Origin of the sequence: Streptomyces sp. NPDC087420 (assembly GCF_044744165.1) — a bacterium.
In the GTDB taxonomy this organism is placed as follows: Bacteria; Actinomycetota; Actinomycetes; order Streptomycetales; family Streptomycetaceae; genus Streptomyces.
Genome location: NZ_JBIUXU010000006.1, coordinates 291,871 through 318,657 on the forward strand (window position 1 = coordinate 291,871; position 26,787 = coordinate 318,657).

A 26,787-nucleotide genomic window follows, 5' to 3' on the forward strand; every position below is an offset into this window, starting at 1 on the left:
TCGTGCCGGGGGGAGCCGGGCGTGACAGACTTGAAACCGCTCCGTGCGGACCGAACGACGCGAACCGAACGACGTGGAGGCGGCATGACCGCGGTTCCCCCTCACCCCGGTGCCGACGCGCTGGCCGGCTTCCTCGGGCCGGGGCATCGGGACGTCGCCGAGGCGCTGACGCTCTGGGCCGATGACGACGGGGGTACGGTCACCCTCCCCGACGACCCCTGGAAAGCGGCCGGTTACACCGACGCCCTCGTCTTCTCCGTCGTCGTGGGCGGCATGAGGTCCTACGCGCGGGCCGAGGGGGACTGGAACCTGGTGGCCAAGATCGTCCCCGCCGCCGATCGCCGGGAGATCAAGGCCCACCGGGCCGCCGTCGCGGACGCGCCGCCCCGCTTCGCCGCGCGGCGTCTGGTCCAACTCCGTTTCGGGGCCGTCCCGGTGGGGGGCGCGAAGGCGGTCTACTTCCAGGACGTCGCGGGCGGTACGAACCGTCAGCGCCCCGCGTCGACGCTGTCGCCGACGGACGACGCCGAAGCGCTCGTCGCGCTCTGCAAGGCGGTCTCGCACAGCCTCGCCACCGAGTGGAACACCACCGTCCGCACCTCCGGGGCGCCGGTGCCCGTGGCGGCCTTCGCGCACCGGGAACTGCACCATCCGCTGAGCGGGAAAGGCTCGGTCGACCGCTGGGCGACGGCGTTCGGTCTGGACGACCGCTCCGTCCCGTGGGTGACCACGGCGGACGGCGAAGAGGCCATGCCCAACCCCGTGTTGCTGGCCATGGGGCACCCACGGCTGCCGGAGCGGAAGATCCAGGTGCTGGAGGGGCACGGCCACGGCGATCTGCACCTCGGGAACATCTTCCTGCTGGTGGACGACCGCGGCGCCGACCCGGAGAGTTTCCGGCTCATCGATCTGTCCACGTACTCCGCCTCCGCCCCACGGGCCAGGGATCAGCTCACCCTTCTGCTCTCGGCGGTCGCGCGTTTCTGGCCGAGCCTGTCGCCGGATCAGCGCGAGGCCCTGCTGGACGACATCCCCCGCGCCCACCGTGACGGACACCCGCGCCAGGATCCGCTGCTGGCCGGTCTGGTCGACGCGGTCTTCCACTCCACCCTGCGCGCCGTGGCGGAGAGGAACTGGTCCGACGCCTGGCACGAGCAGTACGTGCTCGCCCTCGCCGCCACCGCGCTGCGGTTCACGACCTTCGAGGACATGGGCCCGGAACTGCGGTGGTGGTTCGTGCGGCTGGCGTGCCGGGCGGCGAAGGAGCACTTCACGAGCCGGAAGGTTCCCGTCGGCGACGGCCCGGTGCTGCGGCTGCGTAATCCCTTCGGTGCCACCGCCGCCCGCGGCACGGCGGCCACTGCCCCGGGTACGGAGCCGGCCGCCCCGGCCCCCGAGGTGTCCGGGCAGGCCCGCGACGCGGCGCCCCCGTACACGCGACTGAGGCTGGACGGCATCCTGCCGGGCAGGCTGGGAGGCCCACGCCCCGCCGCCGACGGCCGGCGGGTTCCGGAGGACGGTGCGTGACCGTCGAGGAGGAGGGCGCACACGACCGGCCGCGCGTGTCCACGACAGGTTCGGGCGACTCCTACCGGGGTGACATCACCGCACACCGGCTGGCGGGCGCCCTCTTCACGGCCTGGCGGGGCGGCGACCCCGAAGCCGTACGGGCGTTGGCCGCCGAGCCTTCGCCGGGCCCGATCGCCCTGCGCTGCCGTTACCGCCATCTCCTCGACACCGCACGTACGCACACCGGTGGGGAACGGGCGGAGGCCGGACCGGTCCCTGCCCCACCGGTGGAGGCGGGACCGGACCTCGCGGTATGGAACCGGCTGCTCGTCATCGAGACCGAGGGGGACGACGCCGTCCGCACCGGGGACTTCGACCGGGCGGCGGAGCTGTTCCGGGAGTCGCTCGCCGACAGCCGCTCCGACGCCGTCGCGGTGGCCAACGCACGCGTCGGGCTGGGTGATGTCCACCGCGCCCGCAACCAGGTCGAGCGGGCGGTCGAGGAGTACGAGGCCGCCCTGAGCGCCGCGGAGGGAGCCGGCTATCGCTTCGGCACCCTGCGGGCACTGCTCCCGCTGGGCCATCTGGCGCTGGCACACCACTCGGTCGTACGGGCCAGGGCGCTGTTCGCGCGGGCGTCCGAGTTGGCCGGGGCCCTGGACGATCAGGTCTACCTCGCCGGTGCCGTCCAGGGCCTGGCCGAGTGCGACGAACGGTCGGGCGACACGGCCCGGGCACTCGAAGGCTACGAGCGGGCCTACGCGTCGTTCCGCCGGGTGCGCACCCTGACCGGTCAGGCGCACGCCGCCCAGCGCGCCGGCGCGCTGTACCACCGCGCCGGCCGTCTCGACCTCGCCCGGGACTGGCTCGTCAGGGCCGCGCAGGACTTCGCCGAGGACAACGACGCCGTGGGGATGACCAATGTCCTGGAAGGCCTCGGCGACATCCTGCTCGACGTCGGAGACCCGGATGCGGCGGAGGTCCAGTTTCGCGCCGCGCACTCCATCGCCGTCGACCGCGGTCTGCGCGGCGCGAGGGCCCACGCGGCGCAGAATCTCGCCCGGCTCGCCAGGAGCCGCGCGGACTGGCCGGCGGCGGTCGGGCTGTTCGGTGAGGCCGTGGCCGCCTACCGCGAGGAGGGCGACCTCCTCGGAGTGTGCACGGCGCTGGCGAAGCTCGCCGAGAGCCATGAGCGGCTGGGCCGGGTGGAGGAGGCGCTGGGGGACCGGGTCGACGCGGTCTTCGCGATCGAGGAGTACCGCGCGGCGAACCGTGACGCCGGGGCCCAGCAGGAGTACCGCGGCCGGTTCGCCGGGGTGTACGCGTCGGCGCTGCGCGCCGCGGTGTCGGCGGGGAACCCCGAGGCCTTCGCCGTCGTCGCCGACGGCCTCGCCGGCCGGCGGCTGGCCGGGCTGGCCGAGGCGGCGATACCTCCCGGCGTGACCGACCACCTGACCCTCCTTCAGCACGTCCTGGTCAGCGCCGACGAACGGTGGATCGCGGAGAGCCGCCCGGGCGGTACGGGCGGGATGCGGCTCCCCCCGGGCATCTCGCGCCAGGAGCGGATCAACCGCATGCTCGGCGTGGTGGGACTGCGGGGCGGACTGCGGGAACCCGCCGAGGAGGCCGTCGACGACCTGCTCGCGGCGGTGTATCTGCCGCCCGCCGACGACGGAGCCGATCTGCTGGCCATGCTGCCCGCCGGGTGCCACGCCCTCCAACTGGTGCGTGATCCCGTCGACCACGCGCTGCTGCACCGCCTCTGGCGCGCCCAGGACGGGTCCGTCCGCGTCGACAGCGTCGAACTGTCCGCCGCGTGCCTGAGGGTCCTGGCCGTCCTGCGGGAGGACAGCCAGGAACGCGGTGAGCTGCGGCCCGAAGGGCTGACGGCCCTGGCCGGTCTGCTGCCCGACCCGTTGCGGGAGGCGATGGCCGGGGGCGGCGCCTCCCGGCTGCTCCTTCTGCCGGTGGGGGACCTGTGGCTGATCCCGTGGGGAGCCGTCCCGCTCAGGACCGGACTGGTCCTCGGCCAGGCGGTCGAGTACGTCGTCTGCCCCTCGCTGGTCCTCCAGCGCGTTCTGCGCCGACGCGGTCCGGCCCGTCCGGTCGACCGGCCGACCTGCTTCTGGCGCAGCCCGGTGATGGAGAGCCTCGACATGACCGCGCTGCGGGAGGACCCCCGGTGGACCTTCGAGACACCGCCCGAGGCATGGCAGGCCAAGAGCAGCCTCGGTGACGGGGCACACACGGTCGTGATGGTGTGTCACGGCCGGCTGTCGGAGGGGCCGGGTCACTACCTCGAACTGGACACCGGGACCTGGCTGCTCCCCTCCGACGTGCTGGTCGCCACTCCGCCCGTACGGCTCTACCTGATCACCTGCTGGGGAGCCGGCGTCCCCGGCCAGGCCATGACCGATCCCGTCAGTATCGCCACCCTGGCCCTGGCCAGGGGCTCCACCGAGATCCTGGCGACGGTGGGGGAGTACGGGGACACCCCGGTGGGGGACCAGTTCGCGCAGTGGGTGCTCGCGTCCCTGGACGGCACCGGGGTGACGGCGAGCGAGGCCGTCCACCGCGCCACCGGAACGATCATGAACGAGCAGGGCATGTGGACCTGGCCCCTCCGGGACTGGGCACCGCTGCTCCCGATCGGCACCTTCCGCGACTGACCATCCGTACGGGTGGAGTCAGGTCCGCCCGAGCCTCCCGGGCGGCGTCAGTAGGCGTCCCCCGTCGTGGACGACGTGATGATGCCGTCGTGTGCGAAGTCGCCCGGGGGGATGCCGGGATGGTGGCCCTGGGGGCGCGGGTGCGGCGACGAAGTGCCGAGGGCCAGGCGGGAGACGATCCGGTAGCGGTCGCCCCGGTAGAGGGAATGCACGTATTCGACGGGGCGGCCCGAGGTGTCCAGGGTCAGCCGCTCGATGAGCAGGGCGGGGGAGAGGACCGGAACGTCCAGGACGGAGGCCTCGGCCTCGTTGACGACGGTGGGTTCGATGGACTGGGTGGCCTCGTGCACGTACACCTGGTGGTGTTCCCGCAGGTGGTCGTAGAGCTCGCCCGACTCCAGCTCCTGCGGTGTCAGCCCGGGAGCCAGCCCGGCCGGGATGTGCAGGTGCTCGATCGCGATCGGGGCACCGTTCACCAGCCGCAGGCGGGCGATGTAGATCAGCTCGGCGGCCGGGGAGACGCGGAGCTTGCGTCCGATCCTGGCGCCGGCCTGTGAGGTGCTGCGTTCCAGGATGCGGCTCGACCAGGCGCCGGAGGCCCGGGGGACGACAAACGCCGTGTCGTCGGCGGTGAGTTCCTGGGTGATCTTCGCCGGGGCGACGAACATGCCGCGGCCGTGCTCACGTACCAGCAGGCCGGTGGCGACGAGTTCGTCCACGGCCGAGCGCAACGTCGGGCGGGAGACGCCCAGTTCTGCGCAGAGGGTGCGTTCGGAGGGGATCGCGTCGCCCGCGTGGCGCGTCTCGATCAGGCCGAGCAGGTGGTCCCTGACCCGCTCGCGCTTGAGTACCCCGCCCGACGAACCGCTCCCCATGGAGGTGACCTCTTTCGCTCGCGTCGATCCTGCGTCGATCGATCCCACTGGTTAACTGTCTGGGCAACTTACTGGGCAACTGGTAAGGGCCATTCTGCACCATTCTAGCCGCTGCCGTGGCCGTCGGGCGCAAGTGAATCCTTTGTTTCCGGGCTTGACGGCTTCATTGGTCCATGCCACCTTCTGGTCACCGCGTCTTGCCAGTTGACCAATTGGTAAATCTCTCATCGAGGTGGTCCGTGAAGATCCGCTTCATCGCCGGTATCGCAGCTCTCGCCACGACCATGGCGCTCAGCGCCTGCAGCTCTTCCTCCGACACCGCCGCGGGGCCCGAGAAGCTCACTGTCTGGATCATGAAGGACAGCGTCACCTCCGACTTCCTCGGCCGCTTCACCCGGGACTTCGAACGGCGGCACGAGAACCTCGCCCTGGACATCCAGATCCAGGAGTGGGACGGCATAGGCGAGAGGGTCACGGCGGCCCTCGCCAGCAAGGACGCCCCCGACGTGATCGAGGTGGGCAACACCCAGGTCGCGCAGTACGCGGCCAGCGGCGGGGTCAAGGACCTCACCGACCGGACCGGGGACCTCTCCGGCGGCGACTGGCTGCCCGGTCTCGCCGAGCCCGGCAGGATCGACGGCAAGCAGTACGGCATCCCCTGGTACGCGGCCAACCGGGTCGTGCTCTACAACAAGGACCTCTTCGCCGACGCCGGGATCACCGGGCCGCCCGCCACCCAGGACGCCTGGCTCGCCGCCACGGCGAAGCTCAACAAGGGCGCCACCCAGGGCATTTACCTCCCCGGGCAGAACTGGTACACCCTCGCCGGATTCATCTGGGACCAGGGCGGGGACCTCGCCACCCGGTCCGGCGACACCTGGAAGGGGGCCCTGGAGACCCCGCAGGCCCTGGCCGGGATGGACTTCTACCGTCGCCTCCAGGCGCTGGGCAAGGGTCCCAAGGACTCCGACGAGGCCAAGCCGCCGCAGGCCGGGGTCTTCGCCGAGGGGGGCGTCGCGCAGATCATCTCCGTCCCCGGCGGGGCGAAGATCGTCGAGGAGGCCAATCCCGCGCTGAAGGGGAAGATCGGCTTCTTCCCGGTGCCGGGCAGGACCGCCGGCGTCCCCGGATCCGTCTTCACCGGCGGCTCCGACCTCGTCGTCCCCGAGGCCTCCGGCCACCAGGACGGCGCCTATCGGGTGATCAAGGCCCTCACCGGCGACACCTGGCAGAAGGACATGGCGAGGACCATGAGCTACGTACCCAACAGGACCTCCCTCGCCTCGGCGGTCCAGGGCGACGAGGGCACGGCGGCGATGGCGGCCGGCGCGGCGCGGGGGCGGGCGACCCCCAACTCGTCGCAGTGGGCCGCCGTCGAGGCCACCAATCCCATCAAGCAGTACATGACCGCCGTACTGACCGGAGCCGACCCCGCGCGGGCGGCCGAGGACGCGTCCGACAGCATCACCAAGACGCTCGGCTCATGAACCGGGCTCTCCCGAGGGCCCTCCCCAGGGCCTTCTGGCCGTATCTGCTCGTCGCTCCCACGGTCCTCGGGGCGGCCGGTCTGCTCCTCTACCCGCTGGTCCGCAACCTCGTCATCTCCTTCCAGCAGTACGGAATGGGGGAACTCGTCCGCGGCGGGGCCTCGTTCGCGGGTCTCTCCAACTACCGGGACATCCTCGGGGACGACGAGTTCTGGGAGGTTGTACGCCGCACTCTCTGGTGGACGGCCGTCAACGTCTTCCTGATCATGGTCCTGGCCACGCTCGTCGCCCTCCTGCTCCAGCAACTCGGCCGCCGGGCGCGGCTGTTGGTGCTGAGCGGACTGGTGCTCGCCTGGGCCAGCCCCGTCATCGCCACCACCACCGTCTTCCAGTGGCTCTTCTCGTCCCGGCTCGGAGTGGTCAACTGGCTGCTGGTACGGCTCGGCTTCACGTCGTACGAGAACTACTCCTGGTTCGCCGACGGCCGCGCCACCTTCACCATCCTGGTGATCGTCGTCGTCTGGCAGTCCGTCCCGTTCGCCGCCATCACGCTGCACGCCGCCCTGCTCACCGTCCCCGCGGAGCTGTACGAGTCGGCGCGGCTCGACGGCGCCGGCGCGGCACGGATCTTCCGCTCCGTGACACTGCCCCTCCTCCGCCCGATCTTCGGACTGGTGCTCTGCCTCGAAGTCATCTGGGTCTTCCGCTGCTTCGCCCAGATCTGGGCCATCAGCAAGGGCGGCCCCGGCGACGCCACCACCACCCTGCCCGTCTACGCCTACCGCGTCGCCCAGTCCCTGCACCGGTACGACCTGGGCGCGGCGGTCTCGACCGTCACCGTCCTGCTGCTCCTGGCCGTGCTCGTCCTCTACTTCCGGCAGATGTTCCGTCAGGAGGCCGAACTGTGAGCCGGTCCCGGGCCCGGCGCGTCCCGCTCCACGCCGCCGCCCTGCTGATCTTCGTCCTGTCCGCCTTCCCCGTGTACTGGATGGTGCTGACCGCCTTCAAGCCCACCGCGGACATCCAGTCCGAGACCCCCGTCTTCCTGCCCACCTCGGTGACCCTCGACCACTTCACCAAGGCCTTCGAGGCCGACGGCTTCTGGCTCTTCTGGCGCAACAGCCTCATCGTCACGGTCAGTTGTGTGGTCCTCGCCCTGATCGTGGCCCTCGGTGCGGCGTTCGCCGTGGCGCGGCTGCGGTGGAAGGGGCGCCGCGGCTTCATCCTCATGGTGTTCATCGCGCAAGTGGCGCCCTGGGAAGCGCTGTTGATCCCGATGTACGTCATCGCCCGGGACACGGACATGCTCGACAGGCTGTCCACCCTGACGCTGATCTACTTCATGATCACCCTGCCCTTCACCATCGTCACCCTGCGGGGTTTCCTCACCGCCATACCGGTCGAACTGGAAGAGGCCGCGCAGGTCGACGGATGCACCCGGGCGGTCGCCTTCCGCCGGGTCACCCTGCCGCTGCTCGCACCCGGCCTGCTGGCCACCTCGCTCTTCGGATTCATCACCGCCTGGAACGAGTTCGCCTTCGCCAACATGCTGATCATCAAGAACCAGGACGACCGGACCCTCCCCGTCTGGCTGTCCTCCTTCTCGAACGTCTTCGGCACGGACTGGGGCGCCACCATGGCCGCCTCCACTCTCTTCGCCCTGCCCGTGCTGCTGCTCTTCCTGGTCCTCCAGGGCCGGGTCGCCGCCGGGATGACCAGCGGCGCCGTCAAGGGATAGGGAGACACACCGGATGACCGCACCCGCGCACCCCGCAGCCGACCCCGCCACCCGGCGGGGCGGACCACCCCTGATCCCCCGCCCGTCCCAGCTGACCACCCTGCCCGGCAGGTTCACGCTCGACGCGCACACCGCGATACGGGCCGGCGCCGGCGCCATCGCCGCCGGGGACCTGCTCCGTACCCTCCTCGCTCCCGCCACCGGGCTGCCCCTGCCCGCGGCGGCGGACGGCGCTGTCGTCCTGGTGGTCGACCCCGCCCTCGCCGGTCTCGGCCGGGAGGGCTACGGCCTCACGGTCGGCGCCGACGCCGTGCTGCTGCGCGCCGCGCACCCGGACGGCCTGCTCAACGCCGTACAGACGGTCCGTCAACTCCTGCCCCCCGAGGCCCTGTCGGCGGAGCCCGTACGCGGCACGGACTGGACGCTGCCGTGCGTGCAGATCACCGACGTTGCGCGCTTCGCCTGGCGCGGCGTCATGCTCGACGTGGCCAGGCGCTTCCGGCCCGTCTCCTTCCTCCGCCGGTTTGTCGACCTGCTCGCCCTGCACAAACTCAACGTGCTGCATCTGCACCTCACCGACGACCAGGGCTGGCGCATGCCCGTCGCCGCCTATCCGCGCCTCACCACCGTGGGCGGCGAGCCGCACGGCGGGGCCTACACCCGGCAGGAGCTGGAGGGCCTGGTCGCCTACGCCGCCGCGCGCGGGATCACGGTCGTCCCCGAGATCGAGATGCCCGGCCACGTACGGGCCGCCCTCGCCGCCTATCCCGCACTGGGCAACGACCCCTCGCGCCGGCTGGAGGTGTGGAACCGCTGGGGGGTCTGCGACACGATCCTCGGGGTGCACGACGAGGTCCTGGACTTCTGCCGTGCCGTGCTGGACGAGGTCGCCGACGTCTTTCCCTCGCCGTATGTGCACGTCGGGGGCGAGGAGTGCCCGATCGTCGAGTGGGAGCGGTCCGGCGAGGCCCTGCGCAGGGCGGCGCGGGAAGGCCTCAGCGGCCCCGGCGAGCTGCACCGCTGGTTCATGGACCGGATCGGCGGCTTCCTCGCGGAGCGGGGCCGCACGCCCCTCGGCTGGACGGAGAGCGGCCGCGACCTGCCCCTCGGCTTCACCGCCCTGCCGTGGCGGGACGCCGCGCACGGCCTGGTCGCGGCGGGACGGGGCCAGGACATCATCATGGCGCCCCACCGCTCCACGTACCTCGACTACCCGCAGAGCGGGCGGCCCGAGGAGCCGCCAGGACAGCCGGGCGGCCCGGTGACCCTGCGGGACGTGTACGACCTCGACCCGGCGCCCGCCACCTGGGAGGCGGCCGCTTCCGCCCGCGTCCTCGGGACCCAGGCGCAACTGTGGAGCGAGTACGTCCCCACGGCCGCCCACGCCGAGTACCTGGCCTTCCCCCGGCTCTGCGCCCTCGCGGAGACGGCCTGGTCCGCCCACCGCGACTGGCCGGGCTTCCAGCGCCGGCTGGCCCACCACAGAACCCGGCTCGACACGCTCGGTGTGCCGGACCGACCGCCGCACGACCCGCACGGCCCGCGCCACTCCCCGCACATCCCCCCGCCAGGAGAGGAATCCGGTCGATGACCAGACGAGAGAGCACCACCGACGGAACACGGACCACCGAAGGGACAGGCACCGCCGGAGGGACAGGCACCACCGAACGAGGTGGATCCGCCGGGCGCACGGCCACGGGGCGGTCCGCCGTACGTCTCCGTACCGCTGTCGCCCTGGTGGTGGCGGCCGGACTCGGCTGCGCGGCACTGACCGCGGTCCCCGCCGGAGCGGCCGATCCGACCGTGAAGGTGCGGTACCGCCAGAGTTCGACGGGATCCGACCAGGCGGAGCCCTGGTTCAAGGTCGTCAACACCTCCGGCTCCTCGGTCGCGCTCACCGGCGTCAAGGTGCGCTACTACTTCAGGGCCGAGGCCGGCGCCTCGTACACCTTCGCCTGCTCCTGGGCGGTGAAGGGCTGCGCGAACGTCACCGGCACCTTCGGCACCCTCGCCCACCCCACCGCGACCGCCGACCGCTATCTGGAGATCGGTTTCACGGCGGGGGCGGGCAGCCTCGCCGCGGGGGCGGACACCGGAGACCTGCAACTGCGCTTCTACCGCTCCAACTGGGCGGCGCTCAACCAGAGCGACGACTACTCCTTCGGCCCCGCGCAGACCACGTACGGGGACTGGACCAGGGCGACCGCGACGGTGGGCGGCACCACGGTCTGGGGCACGGCCCCGGCGGGCAACGACCCGGGCGGCCCGACCGACCCGCCGACCGACCCGCCGACCGGCCCCCCGACGGACCCGGCCACGGGCGGCGCGGCCCTCTTCGACGACTTCACCTACACCTCGTACACGGATCCGCTGATCGGTGCCCACGGCTGGAACGTACGGTCCAACGCGGGCGGCCCCGGGGTGCCGGGCGCGGCCTGGGCGGCCGACAACGTCACCTTCGCCAAGGAGGGGACCAACTCGGTCATGAACCTGGAGACGTCGACGGCCGGCACCGCCGCCACGACGGAACAGACCGAAGTGCTCACCAAGGCCACGAAGTTCAGGAACGGTACGTACGCGGCACGGGTGAAGTTCTCGGACACACCGCGGTCGGGGCCCGACGGGGACCGTCTGGTGCAGACGTTCTTCACCATCAACGACCTCAAGGCGCCGATGGCGGACGACTACGCCGAGTACGACTTCGAGTACCTTCCCAATGGTGGCTGGGAGGAGCCGTCCAACATCTTGTACACCACCTCCTGGGAGACCTACCGCCCCGATCCCTGGGAGGCGGTCAACCAGCACTCCGAGTCCCGCACCAGTTACGCGGGCTGGCACGATCTGGTGGTCACCATCGACAACACGGCGATCACCTACTACGTCGACGGACAGCCGTTCGGCACGCACGACGCCCGCTATCTGCCGGAGCGGCCCATGTCGATCAACTTCAACCAGTGGCTGATCGACCTCGCGGGCCAGACGAGCACGACGCCCCGGGCTTACGACCAGAAGGTCGACTACGTGCTGCACGTCAAGGACCAGATGCTGACACCGGCTCAGGTCAACGCCAAGGTCGGCGCGTACCGCGCGGCGGGCAAGGTCTTCGAGGACACGGTGCCCGGGACTCAGTGACCGCCGGACCGGGCGGCAGTCGGGCAGGGGGTGAACGCCGGCCGGGCGTTCGCTCCCTGCCCCGTTCGCGCGCTCACATGCCCTCGCACGCCGACCCGAAGCCGTGGTCGTGGAGGTGGCGGGCGAGCTCGATCCGGGAGCGGATGCCGAGTTTTCCGTAGATGCGCCGCAGGTAGTAGTTGACCGTGTGCGGTGACAGGTGGACGCGCTGCGCCACCTGACGGTTCGTCAAGCCCTCGATGACAAGGCGGGCGATGGTGCACTCGATGTCTTTCAGCGCGTCGGTGGCCGGCTCCGGAGTGGGGCTCCGCCGGTAGTCCGCGGCCTCGACGACGGTCATTCTGCCGACATGGTGCCGTGCCATCCACGTGCCCTGCCGGGGTGAGGACGGCTCGGGCAGGGCCCCCTGGGCCACCTGCCGTTCGTCCAGCAGCGCCTTCAGGTCCTCGGCCGCGCAGGTCCTGGCCCATGCGTCCTGATGCTCCGCCGCGACCCGCGCGATCCCGTCCGGGACACATTCGTACAGGCTGCGGGCGTGGAGGGCGGCCAACTGGACGGCGGGAGCGTCCGGGTTGTCGGCCGCCAGCCATTCCACGGCCTTGAGGGCCGTGTCGGCGAGCGTGCGGTCGGCGACGCGGCGGGAGAAGCGTACGAACCAGGCCGCCGCGCCCGGCTCCGCGAGCAGCAGAGGGCGCAGGGACGGCAGGTGCCCGGCGGAGGTGGTGAGCAGGCCGGCCGCCTCGCGGACGTCGTTCCGTGCGGCGTGCAGCAGGACGTCGAGCCACCGGCAGTACGGGGCCAGGTGCGGGACCGCCTCCAGGGTGTCCCCGTGCTCCCGGCAGCGGGCGAGGTGCAGGGCCGCCGCATCGGTGTCGCCCGCGAGCAGTTCGGTACGGCACAGGGTGGCCGACGCCCAGGCCGCCAGGCCGGGCAGCCTGCCGGCCGACGCGACGGCGAGGGCGTCCCGCGCGCGCTGCCGGGCGGCGTCGAGATCCCCGGTCCGCAGACGCGCCGCCGCCTCGACGAGATCCGCGGAGAGGAGGAACACCGCGCGGTCCTCGCCCGCCGACTGCTCCCCCCGGACCTGGCGAAGGAGGCTCTCCGCCTCCTGGAGGCCGCCCAGCGGGATGAGTTTGGCCGCCAGTGACAGCCGGTGGTAGGCGTGGCGGGCCGGCGCGCTGGGCGTGGGAAGGTGGTCGACGGCCCTGCGCCCCCAGTGGAGGGCCTGCGCGGTATGACCCTCGGCCCACTCCAGGCCGGACAGAGCCGCCGCCGCCACCCGCGCGGCCTCGGGGCCGGCACCTGCCAGTTGGCCGATCGCGGCATCGGCCCAGGCGTCTGTGAACGGGTGGGTGAGCGGGTAGGGGCCGGTCTGCGCACGGGGTGGGCCGGCCGCGAAGAGGGCTCCCGCGTGTCCGCTGCTCAGCAGGATGTCGGTCATCAGGCGCTTGAAGACCATCTCCTCGTGCGCCGGGAGCCGCCGGTCGAGGACGCCGCGGACGAGCAGGACGGCCGCTTCGACGTGGCCGGTCCGCAGGAGGGTGCGGACCGCTCCCACCGTCCTCGTGCCGCCCGGCGCCCCCGTGCCGTACCGCTCCGGCGTCCCTTCCTGGCGTAACGGCTCGGCGAAGTCCTCGACGGGAGCGGCGGGCCGGACGGTGAGCCGCTGGGCCTCGTGGTGCAGGGTGGCGCGTACGCCTTCGGGAATCGACTCGTACACGGCCCGCCACACCAGCGGGTGCTGGAAGCTCACCCCGTCGTCGGCGAAGGTCAGCAGCCCGGCGGCCGCGGTCTCCTCCAGGGCGGAGAGCAGCCCGGCGGTACCGGTCCCCAGCATGACCGCGGCCCCCGACAGCGGAAAGGTGCGGCCCAGGATCGTACCGACACGCAGCAGTTGCACCGACTCCCTGGACAACTGGCGCAGCTGGTCGTGGATCAGGCCCTGTACGCGGATGGGGAGCCGCCCCGGAGTGAGGCGCAGAAGCTCTCCCTCGGGGCCGATGCGCCCTTCCTCGGTGAGGCCTTCGACCAGCTCGACGATCAGCCGGGGATTGCCGTTGGCGCAGTTCACCACGTCCAGCAGCCCCGCCTTGGGCGGTACGCCGATGAGATCACGGACCAGGCCACGCACCGCCGCGCCGGTCAGCGGGACCAGCTCCAGCCGGTCCACGGGGGCACCGCCGGCCGCCTGGAGGGGCTGTTCGAACGGCGCGCGCCGGGTCTTCGCGTCCCGGGCGAGCAGCAGGGCCGGTGCCACGGGCAGGTCCCGCCGGGTGAAACGGACCAGGGCGTTCAACTCTCCGGCGGTGAGCGTCTCCACGTCGTCCACGACGATGAGCGTGTGGTGGCCGGGGGAGCCCGGCCGGTGCGCCATGCCGGTGGACACGAGTGCCCTGAGATCGGCCATGGAGTGGTGACGGACGGCCAGGCCCCGCTGCCGGGCGCGGTGCGCCGCCTCGTGCAGCAGCCGGCTCTTGCCGATACCGGGCTGTCCGTCGACGACCAGGACATCGGGTGAGTCGCTCCCGGCCCGGGTGAGGAAGCCCCCCAGGCGCCGCTGTTCGTCCTCGCGTCCGTGCAACCTGACGGCTTCGGACATGTGCTCTCCCGTTGACGACACCGAGATACGCGAGCCCGCCGACTGGGGACCGCCCGGACCGAAGGACCGGTTCGCAACGATGCCCCACCCGGCGGCCGGGCGCGGTGATGTCCATCACTGCCGCACCAGATTGTCTTGTTCCGTTACGGTGGCCGGTACCCGGTCCGCGGCGTGTCACACCTGCCGTACGGTCACCCCACGCGTTCGCGCAGCACCTCCGTCAGGAACCCGCCGAAGATGCGCAGGCCGTCCTCGGTGAGGACGGATTCGGGATGGAATTGCAGGGAGGCGAAGCCCTGACCGAGCATCGCGTGGATCTCGCCGGTCTCCTTGTCCCGGCTGAACCGCACGCTGCCCAGCAGGGGATGGCCGATCGTGTCGTCGTCGGCGTGGGCGGCGAAGGTGTTGTAGAAGCCGACCCGTTCCCGGCGCCCGAACAGGTCGATCTCCTGCTGGACCCCCTGGTTCGGTACGGTACGGCGGGCCACGTCCAGGCCCAGGCGGGTGCTCAGGACCTGGTGGCTGAGGCAGACCGCGAGGAAGGGACGCCGCTCCCGCAGCAGGGTGTCGACCGCCCACCGCAGCCGGGCGATCTTGGGATGGCCGCCGTCGCGCGGGTCGCCGGGCCCGGGGCCGAGGACGACCAGGTCGTACTCGTCGAAGCGGTACGGCTCGTCGAAGCGCCGGACCGTCACCGCGAGTCCCATGGACCGGAGTTGATGGTCGATCATCGAGGTGAAGGTGTCCTCGGCGTCGACGACCAGCACCCTGCGTCCGGCCAGTCCCGGCACCGCGTGCCCGGGTTCGCGGCCGTCACCCAGCCAGAACCCGGCGATGGTGTCGTTGCGCCGTGCCAGCGCCCGGCGGACCTCCGGATGGTCGGCGAAGCGGTCAGGCACCAGGGGCTGGAGCGCGCTGAGCAGGCCCGCCGCCTTCGCCCGGGTCTCGGCGACCTCGGATCGCGGGTCGGAGTGGCGTACGAGCGTGGCGCCCACCCCCGCCCGGAGCCGCCCGGCGGCGTCGATGTCCGCGGTACGGATGAGGATGGCCGAGTCGAGCGTACGGTCGCCGTGATCGTCCCGGCCGATGACGGCCAGCACGCCGCTGTAGTAGCCGCGCCCTTCCGGTTCGTACCGGGCGATCACCTTGGCGGCGCTCTCCAGCGGGCTGCCGGTCACCGTCGGCGCGAACAGCGTCTCGCGCAGGATCTCGCGTACGTCACGGCCGGTGCGGCCCTCGATGAAGTACTCGGTGTGGGCCAGCCGGGCCATCTCCTTGAGATAGGGCCCCACCACCCGCAGGCCCGTGTCGCAGATCCGGGCCATCATCTTCAGCTCTTCGTCCACCACCATGTACAGCTCGTCCGACTCCTTGCGGTCGGCGAGGAAGTCCATCACCCCGGACAGGGCGGGTCCGGAGGTGGGATAGCGGTACGTGCCGCTGATCGGGTTCATCACGGCGGTGCCGTCCTGGACACTGATGTGCCGCTCCGGACTGGCGCCGACGAAGGTACGGGTCCCCGTATGGACCAGATAGGTCCAGTACGCCCCTGATTCGCGCTCCAGCAGCCGTCGGAAGAACGACAGGGCGCTGTGCGGACCGTATCCGGTGATGTCGGCGACGAAGGAACGCCTGATGACGAAGTTGGCCCCCTCGCCCCGGCCGATCTCCTCGTCGATGACCCTGCGCACCATGCCCGCGTAGCGCTCGTCGTCCGGCTCGAAGTGCCCGCCGGTGAGGGTGACGGCGTCGTCGGGGAGCCGGCGCAGCGCCTCGCGCAGCGGCAGCCGCTCCTGGGCGGCGACGGCCATGGTGAGCAGCGGCGCGCCGTCGTCGGGGGCGGCGAATCCGCGTTCCCCGACCTGCCGGTAGGGGACGATCACCAGCATGTCGTGCCGGCGCCCCGTAACGGGCGGCACCGGGTCCGGGAGGGGGATCTCCGCGAGCGTGTCCTCCGTGGACATCTCGCCGAGCAGTACCTCCAAGGTGTCACCCGCGCTCTCGGGGCGGTGGAGCAGCGCGTACGCGGACGGCCGGCCCTGGAGCACCTGTGCCAGCAGATCCCCGGTCATCCGGGCTCACCTCCGCCGAGCCCTTCCAGCAGGGACTTGGCGGTGGTGACCAGAGCGCAGCGCCCGGCCGCGTACTCCAGCGCCAGCCGGTGGTGGGACTCGGAGAAGTCGGCGACGGCGTCGGCCACCAGGAAGGGCTGGATGTCGTGGGTGAACGCCTCCACGGCGGTCATCAGCACCCCGACGTGGGCGTACACGCCGCAGATGATGAGCTGGTCACGCCCGCGGGCACGCATCCGTTCCAGGAGATCCGTCTTGAAGAACGCGCTGTAGCGCCATTTGGTCAGCAGCCAGTCGTCGGCGGCGGGCGCCAGCTCCCGGACGACTTCCCGGTCCGCCGTGTCCGCGCGCATGCCCGGACCCCAGAAGTCCATGAGCAGACCGCGCTGTTCGGGTGTCATGCGGCCGGGCTGTGCCGTGTACGCGACCGGTACGCCCAGCGCGGCGCAGCGGTCGCGGACCGAGGCCGCGTTGCGCACCAGGTCGTCACCGGGCGCGCCCGCGGGGAAGGGCCGCAGGAAGAAACGCTGCATGTCGTGGAGGAGCAGGACCGCCCGGCCGGGGTCCACGGTCCAGTCGGCGGTGTTCGCGGGCAGTTCGCCCTGCGCGGGCATCGGATACGGCGTGATGGGGGGAATACTTGCCATCGGATGTCTCTCGTCCTTCTTCTCTCTCCGGCCCGGGCGGTCAGCCGCGCCAGGCCGAGGCGATCGCGACCGCCTGCCGCGGGTTCAGGCGGGGGTCGCACAGGCTGGTGTACTTGGTGCCGAGCTCCTGGAGGTCGTCCCGCGTGGCCACACACTCGGTCACCGGGTCCGGTGTGGTCTCCAGATGCAGTCCGCCCGTGATCCCGCCCTCGCCCGTCACGGCGGAGTGGAACTCCTCGACCTCCTGGGCGACATGGGTGACCAGCCGGGTCTTCAGGCCGCCGGGGCCGGTCACGGTGTTGCCGTGCATCGGGTCGCTCAGCCACACGACGGGATGCCCCGCCGCGCCGACGGCCGACACCAGCGGCGGCAGCCTGTCGCCCACGGCCCCGGCGCCCATCCGCGCGATCAGCGTGAGCCGACCCGGCTCGCGCCGGGGATCGAGCCGCTCGCACAGCGCCAGCAGGTCGTCCGGGGTCATGCCGGGGCCGACCTTGCAGGCCACCGGATTGGCCACGGCGGCGAGCAGGGCCACGTGGGCGCCGTCGATCTGCCGGGTGCGCTCGCCGATCCACGGCCAGTGGGTGGAGGTGAGCAGCAGCCGTCCGTCCGGCTGCCTTCGTACCAGAGGCAGTTCGTAGTCCAGCAGCAGCGCCTCATGGCTCGTCCACACCGGTGCGCCGGACCATGACCGGTGGGGCCCGCCCCGCCATCCGAGCAGGTCCATGACACCTTTGGAGGCCTGGTACCCGGTCAGCAGGCGGGCGGGGTCCGGGCGGCGCAGCTCGGCGTCGGGTTCGGGGGAGTTCACCATGTGGCCGCGGTAGACCGGCAGTTCCACCCCGCCCACGGTCTCGGTGGGCCTGGAGCGCGGTTTGGCGAACTGGCCGGCCAGCCGGCCCACCCGCAGGACGGGGCGGCGCGCGGCCATGGCCATGGTGCCGGCCAGGACGTCCAGCAGACCCGCCTTGCGGGCGAGGTCGTCAGGGGTGCACTCGGCCCAGTCCTCCGCGCAGTCGCCGGACTGGACGATCTGCAACTCGCCCGCCGCGGCCACCACGAGATGGTCCCGCAGGGCCGCCACGTCCTCCGCGTGGACCAGCGGCGGCGCGGTCCGGAGTCTTTTCCGTACCCGCTCGATCCCTTCGGGATCAGCCCAGTCGGGCTGCTGTAAGGCGGGCAGTGAAGCGATCACATCCTGTACTGAGGCCATGCCGTCGAGGCTCCGTCCGCGTGTGGGGGGTCAGTACGAGAGCGAGGTGCCGGGCGACAGGTGGCACGCGTCGGGACGTTCCTTCTCCAGCGCCCCGTCCTCAAGGGCCGCCCGGGCCACGGCGGAGGCGACCGCGGGCATCACCCTCGGGTCGAGCGAGTGCGGGACGATGCGGTCCGCGGCCAGATCGGCGGCGGCGACCTCCGCGATCGCCCCGGCGGCGGCGAGTTTCATCCCCTCCGTGATCCACCGGGCGCCCGCGTCCAGCGCACCGCGGTAGATCCCCGGTGAGGCCAGGGTGTTGATGATCTGGTTGGGATGGTCGCTGCCTCCCGTCCCCACCACCGCCGCGTACCGCGCGGCCACCTCCGGGTGGATCTCCGGTGTGGGATTGGAGAGCGCGAAGACGATCGCGCCGGGGGCCATCGAAGCGATCAGTTCCTCCGGCACCGTGGCACTGGACACCCCCACGAACACATCGGCGTCCCGCAGCGCCCCGGCGGGACCGCCGCGCAGCCCGCGCGGATTCGTGGCCGCGGCCAGCGCGGTCTTCGCCGGATTCATGTGGGCGCGTCCGGGGACAAGGATGCCGCGCGAATCGAGCACGGTGACATCGGTGACACCGGCCGCGAGCAGAATGCGGGCACAGGCGACCCCGGCCGCGCCGGCGCCGGAGACGACCACGCGCTGCCGCGTCACGGCGCGGCCGACCACCGTACAGGCGCTGCGCAGCGCCGCCAGCACCGCGATGGCCGTACCGTGCTGGTCGTCGTGCATCACCGGGCAGTCCAGTGCCTGGACCAGCCGGTCCTCCAACTCGAAGCACCGGGGCGCCGCGACGTCCTCCAGGCTCACCGCGCCGAACGACGGCCGCAGCCGCACCAGCGTCTCGACGATCTCGTCCACGTCGGTGGTGTCCAGCACCAGCGGTATCGCGTTCAGCCCGCCGAACTCCTTGAGCAGGGCGGCCTTTCCCTCCATGACGGGCAGGGCCGCGGCCGGTCCCACGTCGCCCAGGCCGAGCACCGCGGTGCCGTCGGTGACCACGACGACCAGCCGGCCGGCCCAGGTGTAGCGGTCCGCGAGAGCGGGTTCCCTCGCGATCGCCTTACTGACCGTCGCTACGCCCGGGGTATAGGCGATGGACAGCGCACGGGAGTCGTGGAATGCGGTGGTGACACCCACGCTCAGTTTTCCACCTTCATGAGCTGCGAACACCTCGGCGTCCGTCACAGGGCTGTTGACCCCGATAGCGGTCATGGTGAAATCCCTCTCCTCGGCAAGGTCACCTGGACACTAGCCGGACGCTCGTCCCGGCCGCACTACCCGACCCGGTAAGAGCGCTGGCCGCCGGTTCTACTCGCGTGAGTAGTGGTATTCCCGAAGCGGCGGCAACACAATGGCGAAATTCCCGAGCCGCACGGAAAGCGAGCGCCGAAATGACCACACTGATCATCAGCAATCAGCGAACCGAGGAAATGGTGGGCGACCTCGAATTACTCGACCCGGAATACCGGCTGTACGTCGGGAATCAGGCGCAGCGGATGGCGTGGTGCCTCCAGGAGGGCGATGTGCTCGTCCTCCCCATGCCGGTGCACGAGGAATTCCTGCGCTATGTCACCGCTGCCCTGGGGATCCCCCGCGACTCGGTCCAGGTGCTCGTACCGCCGCCCGGCCGCTTCGGAGAGGGGGTGCTGTCCCAGGACCGGCTCACCGACGAGGGATTCCTCACCGCCCTGGGGGACGCCGTACAGACGCACGACGTCGACCGCGTCCTGCCCTTCCACTTCGACAGCTCCGTGGCCGAACTGACCCGGACGCTCGGCCTGGACAAGACGATTCCCGGCTTCGGCTTCCTCGACCAGAGCGGCGGACGGCTGCTGAACAGCAAGGCCACCTTCCGCGCCCTGGCCGGCGGCGCCGGCGCGCCCGTGCCGCCCGGCGGAGTGTTCTCCACCCGGGAGGAGGCCGAGGACTACCTCTGGGAACGACTGCTCTCCCAGGGCCATCCCGCCATCCTCAAGCAGGACTTCCACGTCGCGGGATTCGGCAACGAGATCGTCAGCCCCGTGCCCGGTGTCGACCCGCTCGGCGCCCAGCGCGCCGTGGTGACCACGAGCCGCGCGGACCTCACCGCGTACCTGACCGAGCGCTGGTCCTGGCTCACCGACGGCGGACGCAACCGCGTGGTGATCGAGAAGTACGTACCGGACTCCGCCCCGATCTACGCCGAGGTCCGGATCGAGGAGCACGGCACGGAGTTCACGGGCCACGGGGAGATGCGGATGAAGCCCGTGCTCAACGGGCTGATCGTGCCCGCCCCTTCGGCGGAACTGCCGGCCTTCCCCGGCTTCCTGGACGCCGTACGACGCCTGTGCCACCCGATCCACGCGATGGGCTACCGCGGCATCGTCAGCATCGACGCCATCGTCACGCCCGCCCAGAACATCCTCATCAACGAGTTCAACTGCCGTACGGGCGGCTCCACCCACATCCACCGCATCGGCGAACGCGTCGTCGGCGACGACTACTTCGAGGAGCGGATCCTGGTCGAGCTGCGCCGCTGCACCTTCCCGCCCTTCCCCGTCACCGTCCATGCCCTCGCCGACCACGGCCTGGCCTACGACCCCGCCGCGCGCACCGGTGTGCTGATCACCGTGGACGACAGCAGCGCGTCGGGCGGTTTCGGCGAGTACTGCGTCGTGGCGCGGGACGCCGGGCACGCCCAGGAACTGGAACAGGCCGTCGAGGACCTGCTCGCCCCCCTCTGTGCGAAGGGCTGATCGAGTTGTCCGTCGCAAAACCCCGCTACCGGGACCTGATGACCCGTGAGCTCCTTCTCTGGGCGCTGGTCGCACTGGCCAGCAAGGCCCCGGTGGCCATGGCACCACTGGCGGTGGTGTTCCTGAGCCGGGAGAGCCAGGGGGGCTACACCCTGGGCGCGATCCTGGCCTCCGCGTACGTCCTCGGAGAGGTTGTCGGCGCCCCCGTGCTCGGGACGCGCCTGGGCCGCGGCCGGATGAGGCCCCAGCTGTCGGCCGGGCTGATGGTGGGAGCCCTCGCCTTCTGCGCCCTGCCGCTCGCGGCGTCCGCCCCGTCCCCCGTCCTGATCGGCCTCGCCTTCCTGGCCGGCGCGGCCCCGGCCGCCTGCCCCGGCGGCATCCGCGTCATGCTGACCCGGCTGGTGGCCGACGACGCCGTACCACGCGCACTGAGCGCCGAGGCCACCCTGACCCAGATCACCTGGGCCGCCGCGCCCGGCCTGGTGGTCCTCCTCTCCCTCCAGGTGCACCCCGGAGCCCCGCTGATCCTGGGCGCGCTGCTGGCCGCCGCCGGCTCGCTCCTCCTGCTGCGGCTCCCCGAACCCCAGGCCCCCGAACCCGCCGAGCGGGGCGCGGCGCCGATGACGCGGACCCTGCTGTCCGGCTGGCCCGTCTACCTCACCAGCGCCGCCGCCATGGCGATGCTGGCCACGGCGGAACTCGTCCTGCCGGCCCTCCTCGAGGACCGGGACGTCGCCGTCGGGTGGGCAGGACCGCTGCTGGCCGGATTCGCGCTGGCCAGCGCCGCCGGCGCGTTCTGCTACGGCCTGCGGAACTGGCCCGGCTCCGTACGGGTCCAGAGCCTGGTGTTCCTCGCGGTCACCGCCGGCTGCGTCTGTCTGGTCGCGTTCCTGCCGGGTCTGCCGGGCATCGCCGCCGGCCTTCTCCTGGCGGGCGTCTTCCAGTCCGGTGTCATGGTCACCCGCAACCTCAGCCTCCGGGAACGCCTGCCCGAACACGCCCACGCCGCCGCGTACTCCGTCATGTACGCGGTCCAGGGGGTGGGCTACAGCCTCACCGCGTCCCTGTCCGCCGTGGCGCTGAATCTGGCGACCCCTTCGGTCGCGATCCTCGGCGGTGTCGCCATCACCCTTCTCATCACCGCTGTCAGCGCCATCGCCGAACGCCCCTCCGCCCCCCGGGCCTCCACCGAGTCGCCCGCCTTCGCCGAGGCGGACCACGGCCCCTGACGGAACGGCCATGGCGCGGCCCCCGGCCAGGTTTGAGAACCGTGTTCGCGGCCAGACTGTTGGTCGAGCTGCGCCGGCCACCCCTTCCCATCGGCTCGCAGTCGCCTCAGCGGTCGCCGGAAACGCGGAGGTGTCGCCTTTCCCGGCACGGCGGCACCGTATGACAAGCGCACGCAGTGAACTCGAACCCGTTCAGGACGTCCCCGACCGGCCCGGATCCGTACCGGAGCGGAAGCAGCGGATGCGGCGCCGCCTGGAACGGCTGATCGGGATCGCCGCCACGGAAGGCAACTCGCTGCTTCCGCTGCGCAACGGGGACGAGATCTTCGCGGCGATGCTGGAGAGCATCCGCGGCGCCGAGTACACCATCGACATGATGACGTTCGTGTACTGGCGGGGTGAGATAGCCCGCCGGTTCGCGACGGCCCTGGCGGACCGGGCGCGCGAAGGGGTGCGCGTACGGCTGCTGCTGGACGGCTTCGGCAGCAGGCTGATCGAGAAGGATCTGCTCGATCTGATGGCGGCGGCGGGCGCGGAGGTGGAGTGGTTCCGCAAGCCGCTGTACCTCTCGCCGCTGAAGCAGAACCACCGGTGCCACCGCAAGGTGCTCGTCGTGGACGAACGCGTCGCCTACACCGGCGGGGTCGGAATCGCCGAGGAGTGGTGCGGCAACGCGAACAACGCGAACGAGTGGCGCGACACCCACGTCCAGGTACGCGGCCCCGCGGTCGACGGCGTCGCCGCGGCCTTCGCGCAGAACTGGGCCGAATGCCACGACACCCTCTTCGACGCGCACGACCGCTTCACCGGCCACGAGCCGCAGGGGGACGCCGTGGTCCAGGTCGTCCGCGGTTCGGCTAGCTTCGGCTGGCAGGACATGCAGACCCTCCTGCGCGTCATGATCGAGTCGGCCCAGGAACGGTTCCGCCTGGCCACCGCGTACTTCGCCCCCGACACCTACTTCATCGAGCTGCTGTGCGCGGCGGCCCGGCGCGGCGTCGAGGTGGAGATCCTGCTGCCCGGCCCCCACACCGACAAGCGGGTCTGCCAGCTCGCGGGCCAGAACCACTACGACGACCTCCTCGCCTGCGGAGTGAAGATCTTCGAGTACCAGCCGACGATGATGCACGCCAAGGTCATCACCGTCGACCGGATCGCCGCCCTGATCGGCTCGACCAACTTCAACCGCCGCTCCCTCGACCACGACGAAGAGGTGATGCTCGCCGTCCTGGACGAGGACTTCACCGCCACCCTGGACGGCCACTTCGACGAGGACCTGACGGTCAGCGAGCGGATCGAGAAGGGGCGCTGGAAGCGGCGCCCGACCGCACAGCGGCTGCGGGAGGCGGCCGTCACCCCCATCCGCCGTTTCCTGTAGGGCTCCGAAGCGGTGTCCGAGGTGTCCGAGGTGTGCGCGGCAGTGCCGCGTGACACCCGGCCGGCGTCACGCCATGCGGTTGACGAGGGCCTGGCCCGAGGGGAGGCCGGCCACGAAGGCGCGGAGGAAATCCGTGAGCTGTCCGGTGTCGTGCGTGTGGGTCAGGGCGTCGATGGACCGGTAGAGGCTTTCCTCGATCTCCGCGACCTGGCGGGCCAGTTGGGCGCCGGACGGGGTGAGCGCGATCTCGATGTGGCGGCGGTCGTGCGCGGCTGACTCGCGGGTGACCAGGCCGGCGGAGACCAGCCGGTCCACGAGGCGGCTGGGGCTGCCGCTCTCGCAGACCAGGAGTTCGCCCAGACCGTTCAGGGTGAGCGGTTGGCGCTCTTCCAGGACGCGGATGACCTCTGCCTGGGAAGTGGTGACCCCCAGGGGCTTGAGGGCCTGGCCGAGCAGCCGGTTGCCTTCACGTTGGGCGGCCAGGATCAGGTAGCGGAGTTCCTCGGCGGGACGCATGGCGGGCATGGCGGCATTCTCCCTGATCGGTGACGGCGGATTCGCTCATACGGCCGCGTCGGCGAGGAGTCCCGGGTGGGCCGAGCGTTCGGTGAGACGGTCCAGGCGCAGCTCGGCCACGCCCCGGTACGCCTTGGCGAGCGCGCGGGCCAGCGGCCCTTCGTGCGTGAACGCGTGGGTGACCAGGGTGCCGTCGAGGTGGGGCCGCAGGCGCCAGGTGCCTGTCTCCTGGAAGCCGGGGACCTGCCAGGCGCAGTCGATCTCCCGCTCTTCGATACGGGTGTACTGCCAGGTCCCGGTGAGTCCGCCGATCACGGTGAGGGCGTACGGGACTCCGGTGGCGGCGCGGGCGGGCCCGTCGACGCGCTTGAACGCCGGGTTCCAGTCGCGCAGGGCAAGGGGGTCCAGGAGGGCGTGGCGGACCTGGGCGGGGGAGGCGCCGAGGAGACGGGTGGCTTGCTGGGTGGTCATGTCAGGTCCTTTTCTTGTCCGGGCTGTGTCCGGGCTGTGTCCAGGCCGTTGGGGCTGTCGGGGAGGCGTACGGGGGGCGGGCCCGGGCCCGCGCTCGCTCAGGCTCGGGCCGCTTCGGCGAGCCGGGTCCCGTGGGTGGCGGCGGTGAGAGCGGCGGCGGCGCCGGGGTCGTGGGCGGCCAGTACGGTCAGGCCGGGGTTGCGCCGGCGCATCTCGTTGATCATCGCGGTGGTGTCCATGAGGCGCCTCTTCTCGCCCACACCCGGGACGTGTCCCGCTTCGAGCAGGGCGGAGTCGTACGTGACGTCACCGACCATGAGCAGCGGCGGGTGGTGGGACCCGCGGACGAGCATCGACAGGGAACCCGGGGTGTGGCCGGGCGTGGGCAGCAGAACCATGCCGCCGTCGCCGAACAGGTCGTGTCCGGTGGTGAAGGGGGCGAGGGCGGGATCGGTGAGCGGCCGGGGATCGATGTACTTCCAGCGCAGGCCGGGGATCCGGATGTGGGAGCGCAGCAATCCCTTTTGTTCGGGGGCCGGTTCGTCCAGGGTTTCCCACTCGCGGCGGCTGACGACGATCTCGGCGTGGGTCAGTTCGCGCAGACCGCCGATGTGGTCCTGGTGCAGATGGGAGAGGACGGCGGTGGTGACATCGCGGATGTCGTACCCGATGGAGGCGAGTCGGGCGGTGAGGGTCTGGTGGGAGGCGATGTCGAAGCGGGCGAGCCGCTTGTAGACCAGCCCGACCGGGCCGCCGGGGAAGTAGGCCGGGTCGGTCACCGAGGCGCGGTCCTGGCCGGTGTCGAACAGCACGAGTCCGTCGCGGTGTTCGACCACGTACACATTGATCGGCAGCGGCTCGGTCCAGCGCCGCGAGGTGGCCAGCCACCAGTACATCGGCTTGCGGGTCGCGGCCCGGTGCTCGGGGCGGATCCTCACCTCACCGGTGCTGACCACGGAGACGCGCTGGACGGGGGCGGCGTTCGTGTGAGTCGTCATAGAAGAAAGATGACACGACACGTATGTCGTGTCAAGTAATGTCGGCGCTTCTCACGCGCCCGTCGCGAACGCTCCCCGGTAGGCCGCGGCCGGGTGCCGGTCGTTGAGGTGGGCGTCGGCGCCGAAGAGCTTCGTGCGCAGGGTGCCGGGGGTGTAGGCGGTCTTGGCGAGGCCGCGGCGGCGCAGCTCCGGCAGGAGCTTGTCGATGACCTCCTGGTACGAACCGGGGATGTGCCAGTTGGTGACGTTGATGCCGTCGACGCCCGCGGCCTGCCACTCCTCCAGGATGTCGGCGACCCGGGAGGGCGGACCGACCACCCGGTTACGGCGCGTCAGGATCCGCGCCAGGTCGCCGACCACGGGGTTCTCCTCGGTGACGCCCATACGCGTCCAGTCCAGGACGGCCTGGCTTCCGGTGGTCCTGACCTCGGAGAGCGGGGTGTCGAGCGGGTACGGCGTACCGTCCGGGCGGTTCCCGTAGTTCAGCTGGATGAGATAGCCCCCGGGGCTGATGAAGCTCTCCAGGTGTGCCTCCTGCGCGCGGGCCTCTTCCTCGGTGTCGCCGATCACGAAGGTCAGCGCCTGGAAGAACTTGATGTCCTCGGCGCGCCGGCCCGCCTCGACGGCGAGCGCGCGGGTCTCCGCGATCACGGCTCTGGCGACCTCGGGCGTGGGGGCGGCGATGAAGACGGCCTCCGCGTTCCTGGCGGCGAACGCCTTGCCCGGTCCCGAGGCGCCGGCCTGGAAGAGCACCGGTGTGCGCTGCGGGGACGGCGAGGGCAGGTGCGGCCCGAGCACGCGGTAGCGCTCACCGACGTGATGGATCCGGTGGACCTTCGCGGGGTCCGAGTAGATGCCCCGCTCCCGGTCCTTCAGGACCGCTCCCTCGTCCCAGGAGCCCTCCCACAGCTTGTAGACGACGTCGACGTACTCCGCCGCCCACCGGTAGCGCTCCTCCCGTTCCGGCAGGTGGTCGAGGCCGAAGTTGCGCGCGGTGTTCTCGACGGCGCTCGTGACGATGTTCCACGCGACGCGGCCACGGGAGATGTGGTCGAGCGTGGACACCTTGCGCGCGAAGTCGAAGGGATGCTCCTGGACGATCGAGCTGGTGAAGGCGAGACCGAGGTGCTCCGTGTGCACGGCCAGCGCCGACAGGAGGACCGCCGGGTCGTTGCTGGGTATGTGCAGCCCTTCCCGTACGTTCCCACTGAAGTCGCCGTCCGCCGGGCCCTGTACGCCGACCTGGTCCGCGAAGAAGATGCCGTCGAACAGGCCCGCCTCCAGCCGCTTGGCGAGATCGATCCACACGTCGACGTCGTTGAAGTCGGCCTGGCGTGCGACCGGCTGGCGCCACTGGCCATGGTGATAGTGGGACGCGGTGTTCATGAGAAACGCGTTGAAAAGGAGCTGGGTCACGGCAGACTTCCCGGTCGCTGAGGGGGTGTTGGGGGTGTGCGGCAGACGGTAGCCC

20 protein-coding genes are annotated in these 26,787 nt (G+C 71.5%); 10 read left to right on the forward strand and 10 right to left on the reverse strand.

What is annotated here, in order from left to right; translation table 11 throughout:
- The first annotated feature begins 84 nt into the window (after positions 1–84).
- Entirely contained in the window at positions 85–1,527 is a 1,443-nt protein-coding gene (locus tag ACIO1C_RS14625) for a hypothetical protein (RefSeq protein WP_401862784.1), read from the forward strand.
- The gene (locus tag ACIO1C_RS14630) at positions 1,524–4,178 is read left to right on the forward strand and encodes a hypothetical protein (RefSeq protein ID WP_401862786.1); all 2,655 of its coding nucleotides are present in this window, start codon (positions 1,524–1,526) and stop codon (positions 4,176–4,178) included. The genes ACIO1C_RS14625 and ACIO1C_RS14630 overlap by 4 nt, the downstream gene beginning before the upstream one ends.
- 47 nt (positions 4,179–4,225) lie before the next feature.
- Here the strand turns inward: ACIO1C_RS14630 and ACIO1C_RS14635 are convergent, their stop codons facing one another.
- Positions 4,226–5,053, reverse strand: coding sequence for a GntR family transcriptional regulator (locus ACIO1C_RS14635; protein WP_401863204.1), 828 nt, complete (start codon positions 5,051–5,053; stop codon positions 4,226–4,228).
- Between the two features lie 239 nt (positions 5,054–5,292).
- Here ACIO1C_RS14635 and ACIO1C_RS14640 point away from each other — a divergent pair, with 239 nt between their 5' ends.
- Genes ACIO1C_RS14640 through ACIO1C_RS14660 form a run of 5 tightly spaced genes read left to right on the forward strand, consistent with a single transcriptional unit; the run spans position 5,293 to position 11,410 of the window.
- Entirely contained in the window at positions 5,293–6,540 is a 1,248-nt protein-coding gene (locus ACIO1C_RS14640; RefSeq protein WP_401862789.1) for an extracellular solute-binding protein, read from the forward strand.
- Positions 6,537–7,448, forward strand: a complete 912-nt coding sequence (locus ACIO1C_RS14645; protein WP_401862791.1) for a carbohydrate ABC transporter permease — start codon at positions 6,537–6,539, stop codon at positions 7,446–7,448. The genes ACIO1C_RS14640 and ACIO1C_RS14645 overlap by 4 nt, the downstream gene beginning before the upstream one ends.
- On the forward strand, positions 7,445–8,278 hold the full coding sequence (locus ACIO1C_RS14650) for a carbohydrate ABC transporter permease (RefSeq protein ID WP_401862793.1): 834 nt from the start codon (positions 7,445–7,447) through the stop codon (positions 8,276–8,278). Before ACIO1C_RS14645 ends, ACIO1C_RS14650 begins: the two co-directional genes overlap by 4 nt.
- A gap of 13 nt (positions 8,279–8,291) precedes the next feature.
- Complete coding sequence (locus ACIO1C_RS14655) at positions 8,292–9,869, forward strand: beta-N-acetylhexosaminidase (RefSeq protein ID WP_401862795.1); 1,578 nt, start codon at positions 8,292–8,294, stop codon at positions 9,867–9,869.
- The gene (locus ACIO1C_RS14660) at positions 9,866–11,410 is read left to right on the forward strand and encodes a cellulose binding domain-containing protein (protein ID WP_401862798.1); all 1,545 of its coding nucleotides are present in this window, start codon (positions 9,866–9,868) and stop codon (positions 11,408–11,410) included. Before ACIO1C_RS14655 ends, ACIO1C_RS14660 begins: the two co-directional genes overlap by 4 nt.
- A 73-nt stretch (positions 11,411–11,483) precedes the next feature.
- Here the strand turns inward: ACIO1C_RS14660 and ACIO1C_RS14665 are convergent, their stop codons facing one another.
- The 5 genes from ACIO1C_RS14665 to ACIO1C_RS14685 all read right to left on the reverse strand — a co-directional run bounded on the left by ACIO1C_RS14665 (position 11,484) and on the right by ACIO1C_RS14685 (position 19,201).
- Positions 11,484–14,009, reverse strand: coding sequence for a LuxR C-terminal-related transcriptional regulator (locus ACIO1C_RS14665; protein ID WP_401862801.1), 2,526 nt, complete (start codon positions 14,007–14,009; stop codon positions 11,484–11,486).
- Between the two features lie 191 nt (positions 14,010–14,200).
- Positions 14,201–16,081 (reverse strand): anthranilate synthase family protein, encoded by a 1,881-nt coding sequence (locus tag ACIO1C_RS14670; protein ID WP_401862804.1) that lies wholly within the window; start codon positions 16,079–16,081, stop codon positions 14,201–14,203.
- On the reverse strand, positions 16,078–16,728 hold the full coding sequence (locus ACIO1C_RS14675; RefSeq protein WP_401862805.1) for an isochorismatase family protein: 651 nt from the start codon (positions 16,726–16,728) through the stop codon (positions 16,078–16,080). Before ACIO1C_RS14675 ends, ACIO1C_RS14670 begins: the two co-directional genes overlap by 4 nt.
- Before the next feature lie 40 nt (positions 16,729–16,768).
- The gene (locus ACIO1C_RS14680) at positions 16,769–17,941 is read right to left on the reverse strand and encodes a 3-deoxy-7-phosphoheptulonate synthase (protein ID WP_401862808.1); all 1,173 of its coding nucleotides are present in this window, start codon (positions 17,939–17,941) and stop codon (positions 16,769–16,771) included.
- Positions 17,942–17,971: 30 nt separating this feature from the next.
- Positions 17,972–19,201, reverse strand: coding sequence for an NADP-dependent malic enzyme (locus ACIO1C_RS14685; protein ID WP_401862811.1), 1,230 nt, complete (start codon positions 19,199–19,201; stop codon positions 17,972–17,974).
- A gap of 179 nt (positions 19,202–19,380) precedes the next feature.
- Here ACIO1C_RS14685 and ACIO1C_RS14690 point away from each other — a divergent pair, with 179 nt between their 5' ends.
- From ACIO1C_RS14690 to ACIO1C_RS14700, 3 genes are all read left to right on the forward strand, one after another.
- Positions 19,381–20,724, forward strand: coding sequence for a peptide ligase PGM1-related protein (locus ACIO1C_RS14690; protein ID WP_401862813.1), 1,344 nt, complete (start codon positions 19,381–19,383; stop codon positions 20,722–20,724).
- Between the two features lie 38 nt (positions 20,725–20,762).
- Positions 20,763–21,953, forward strand: a complete 1,191-nt coding sequence (locus ACIO1C_RS14695) for an MFS transporter (protein WP_401862816.1) — start codon at positions 20,763–20,765, stop codon at positions 21,951–21,953.
- 160 nt (positions 21,954–22,113) lie between these two features.
- Positions 22,114–23,331: a phosphatidylserine/phosphatidylglycerophosphate/cardiolipin synthase family protein gene (locus tag ACIO1C_RS14700; RefSeq protein ID WP_401862819.1), complete on the forward strand. Its 1,218-nt coding sequence runs from the start codon at positions 22,114–22,116 to the stop codon at positions 23,329–23,331.
- Positions 23,332–23,397: 66 nt separating this feature from the next.
- Here the strand turns inward: ACIO1C_RS14700 and ACIO1C_RS14705 are convergent, their stop codons facing one another.
- From ACIO1C_RS14705 to ACIO1C_RS14720, 4 genes are all read right to left on the reverse strand, one after another.
- Entirely contained in the window at positions 23,398–23,856 is a 459-nt protein-coding gene (locus tag ACIO1C_RS14705; protein ID WP_401862822.1) for a MarR family winged helix-turn-helix transcriptional regulator, read from the reverse strand.
- A 36-nt stretch (positions 23,857–23,892) separates the two neighbouring features.
- Entirely contained in the window at positions 23,893–24,318 is a 426-nt protein-coding gene (locus ACIO1C_RS14710) for an SRPBCC family protein (RefSeq protein WP_401862825.1), read from the reverse strand.
- Between the two features lie 98 nt (positions 24,319–24,416).
- Positions 24,417–25,316, reverse strand: coding sequence for an N-acyl homoserine lactonase family protein (locus ACIO1C_RS14715; protein WP_401862828.1), 900 nt, complete (start codon positions 25,314–25,316; stop codon positions 24,417–24,419).
- A gap of 51 nt (positions 25,317–25,367) precedes the next feature.
- Positions 25,368–26,732: an LLM class flavin-dependent oxidoreductase gene (locus tag ACIO1C_RS14720; RefSeq protein WP_401862831.1), complete on the reverse strand. Its 1,365-nt coding sequence runs from the start codon at positions 26,730–26,732 to the stop codon at positions 25,368–25,370.
- Between the last annotated feature and the right edge of the window lie 55 nt (positions 26,733–26,787).

What these genes read in the sequence shown, in the direction of transcription:
- ACIO1C_RS14695 (WP_401862816.1), top strand. Translation starts at nt 20,763, where the DNA reads ATGACCCGTGAGCTCCTTCTCTGGGCGCTGGTCGCACTGGCCAGCAAG.
- ACIO1C_RS14685 (WP_401862811.1), bottom strand. Translation starts at nt 19,201, where the DNA reads ATGACCGCTATCGGGGTCAACAGCCCTGTGACGGACGCCGAGGTGTTC.
- ACIO1C_RS14690 (WP_401862813.1), top strand. Translation starts at nt 19,381, where the DNA reads ATGACCACACTGATCATCAGCAATCAGCGAACCGAGGAAATGGTGGGC.
- ACIO1C_RS14715 (WP_401862828.1), bottom strand. Translation starts at nt 25,316, where the DNA reads ATGACGACTCACACGAACGCCGCCCCCGTCCAGCGCGTCTCCGTGGTC.
- ACIO1C_RS14710 (WP_401862825.1), bottom strand. Translation starts at nt 24,318, where the DNA reads ATGACCACCCAGCAAGCCACCCGTCTCCTCGGCGCCTCCCCCGCCCAG.
- ACIO1C_RS14665 (WP_401862801.1), bottom strand. Translation starts at nt 14,009, where the DNA reads ATGTCCGAAGCCGTCAGGTTGCACGGACGCGAGGACGAACAGCGGCGC.
- ACIO1C_RS14625 (WP_401862784.1), top strand. Translation starts at nt 85, where the DNA reads ATGACCGCGGTTCCCCCTCACCCCGGTGCCGACGCGCTGGCCGGCTTC.
- ACIO1C_RS14655 (WP_401862795.1), top strand. Translation starts at nt 8,292, where the DNA reads ATGACCGCACCCGCGCACCCCGCAGCCGACCCCGCCACCCGGCGGGGC.
- ACIO1C_RS14705 (WP_401862822.1), bottom strand. Translation starts at nt 23,856, where the DNA reads ATGCCCGCCATGCGTCCCGCCGAGGAACTCCGCTACCTGATCCTGGCC.
- ACIO1C_RS14700 (WP_401862819.1), top strand. Translation starts at nt 22,114, where the DNA reads ATGACAAGCGCACGCAGTGAACTCGAACCCGTTCAGGACGTCCCCGAC.
- ACIO1C_RS14635 (WP_401863204.1), bottom strand. Translation starts at nt 5,053, where the DNA reads ATGGGGAGCGGTTCGTCGGGCGGGGTACTCAAGCGCGAGCGGGTCAGG.
- ACIO1C_RS14680 (WP_401862808.1), bottom strand. Translation starts at nt 17,941, where the DNA reads ATGGCCTCAGTACAGGATGTGATCGCTTCACTGCCCGCCTTACAGCAG.
- ACIO1C_RS14645 (WP_401862791.1), top strand. Translation starts at nt 6,537, where the DNA reads ATGAACCGGGCTCTCCCGAGGGCCCTCCCCAGGGCCTTCTGGCCGTAT.
- ACIO1C_RS14675 (WP_401862805.1), bottom strand. Translation starts at nt 16,728, where the DNA reads ATGGCAAGTATTCCCCCCATCACGCCGTATCCGATGCCCGCGCAGGGC.
- ACIO1C_RS14670 (WP_401862804.1), bottom strand. Translation starts at nt 16,081, where the DNA reads ATGACCGGGGATCTGCTGGCACAGGTGCTCCAGGGCCGGCCGTCCGCG.
- ACIO1C_RS14660 (WP_401862798.1), top strand. Translation starts at nt 9,866, where the DNA reads ATGACCAGACGAGAGAGCACCACCGACGGAACACGGACCACCGAAGGG.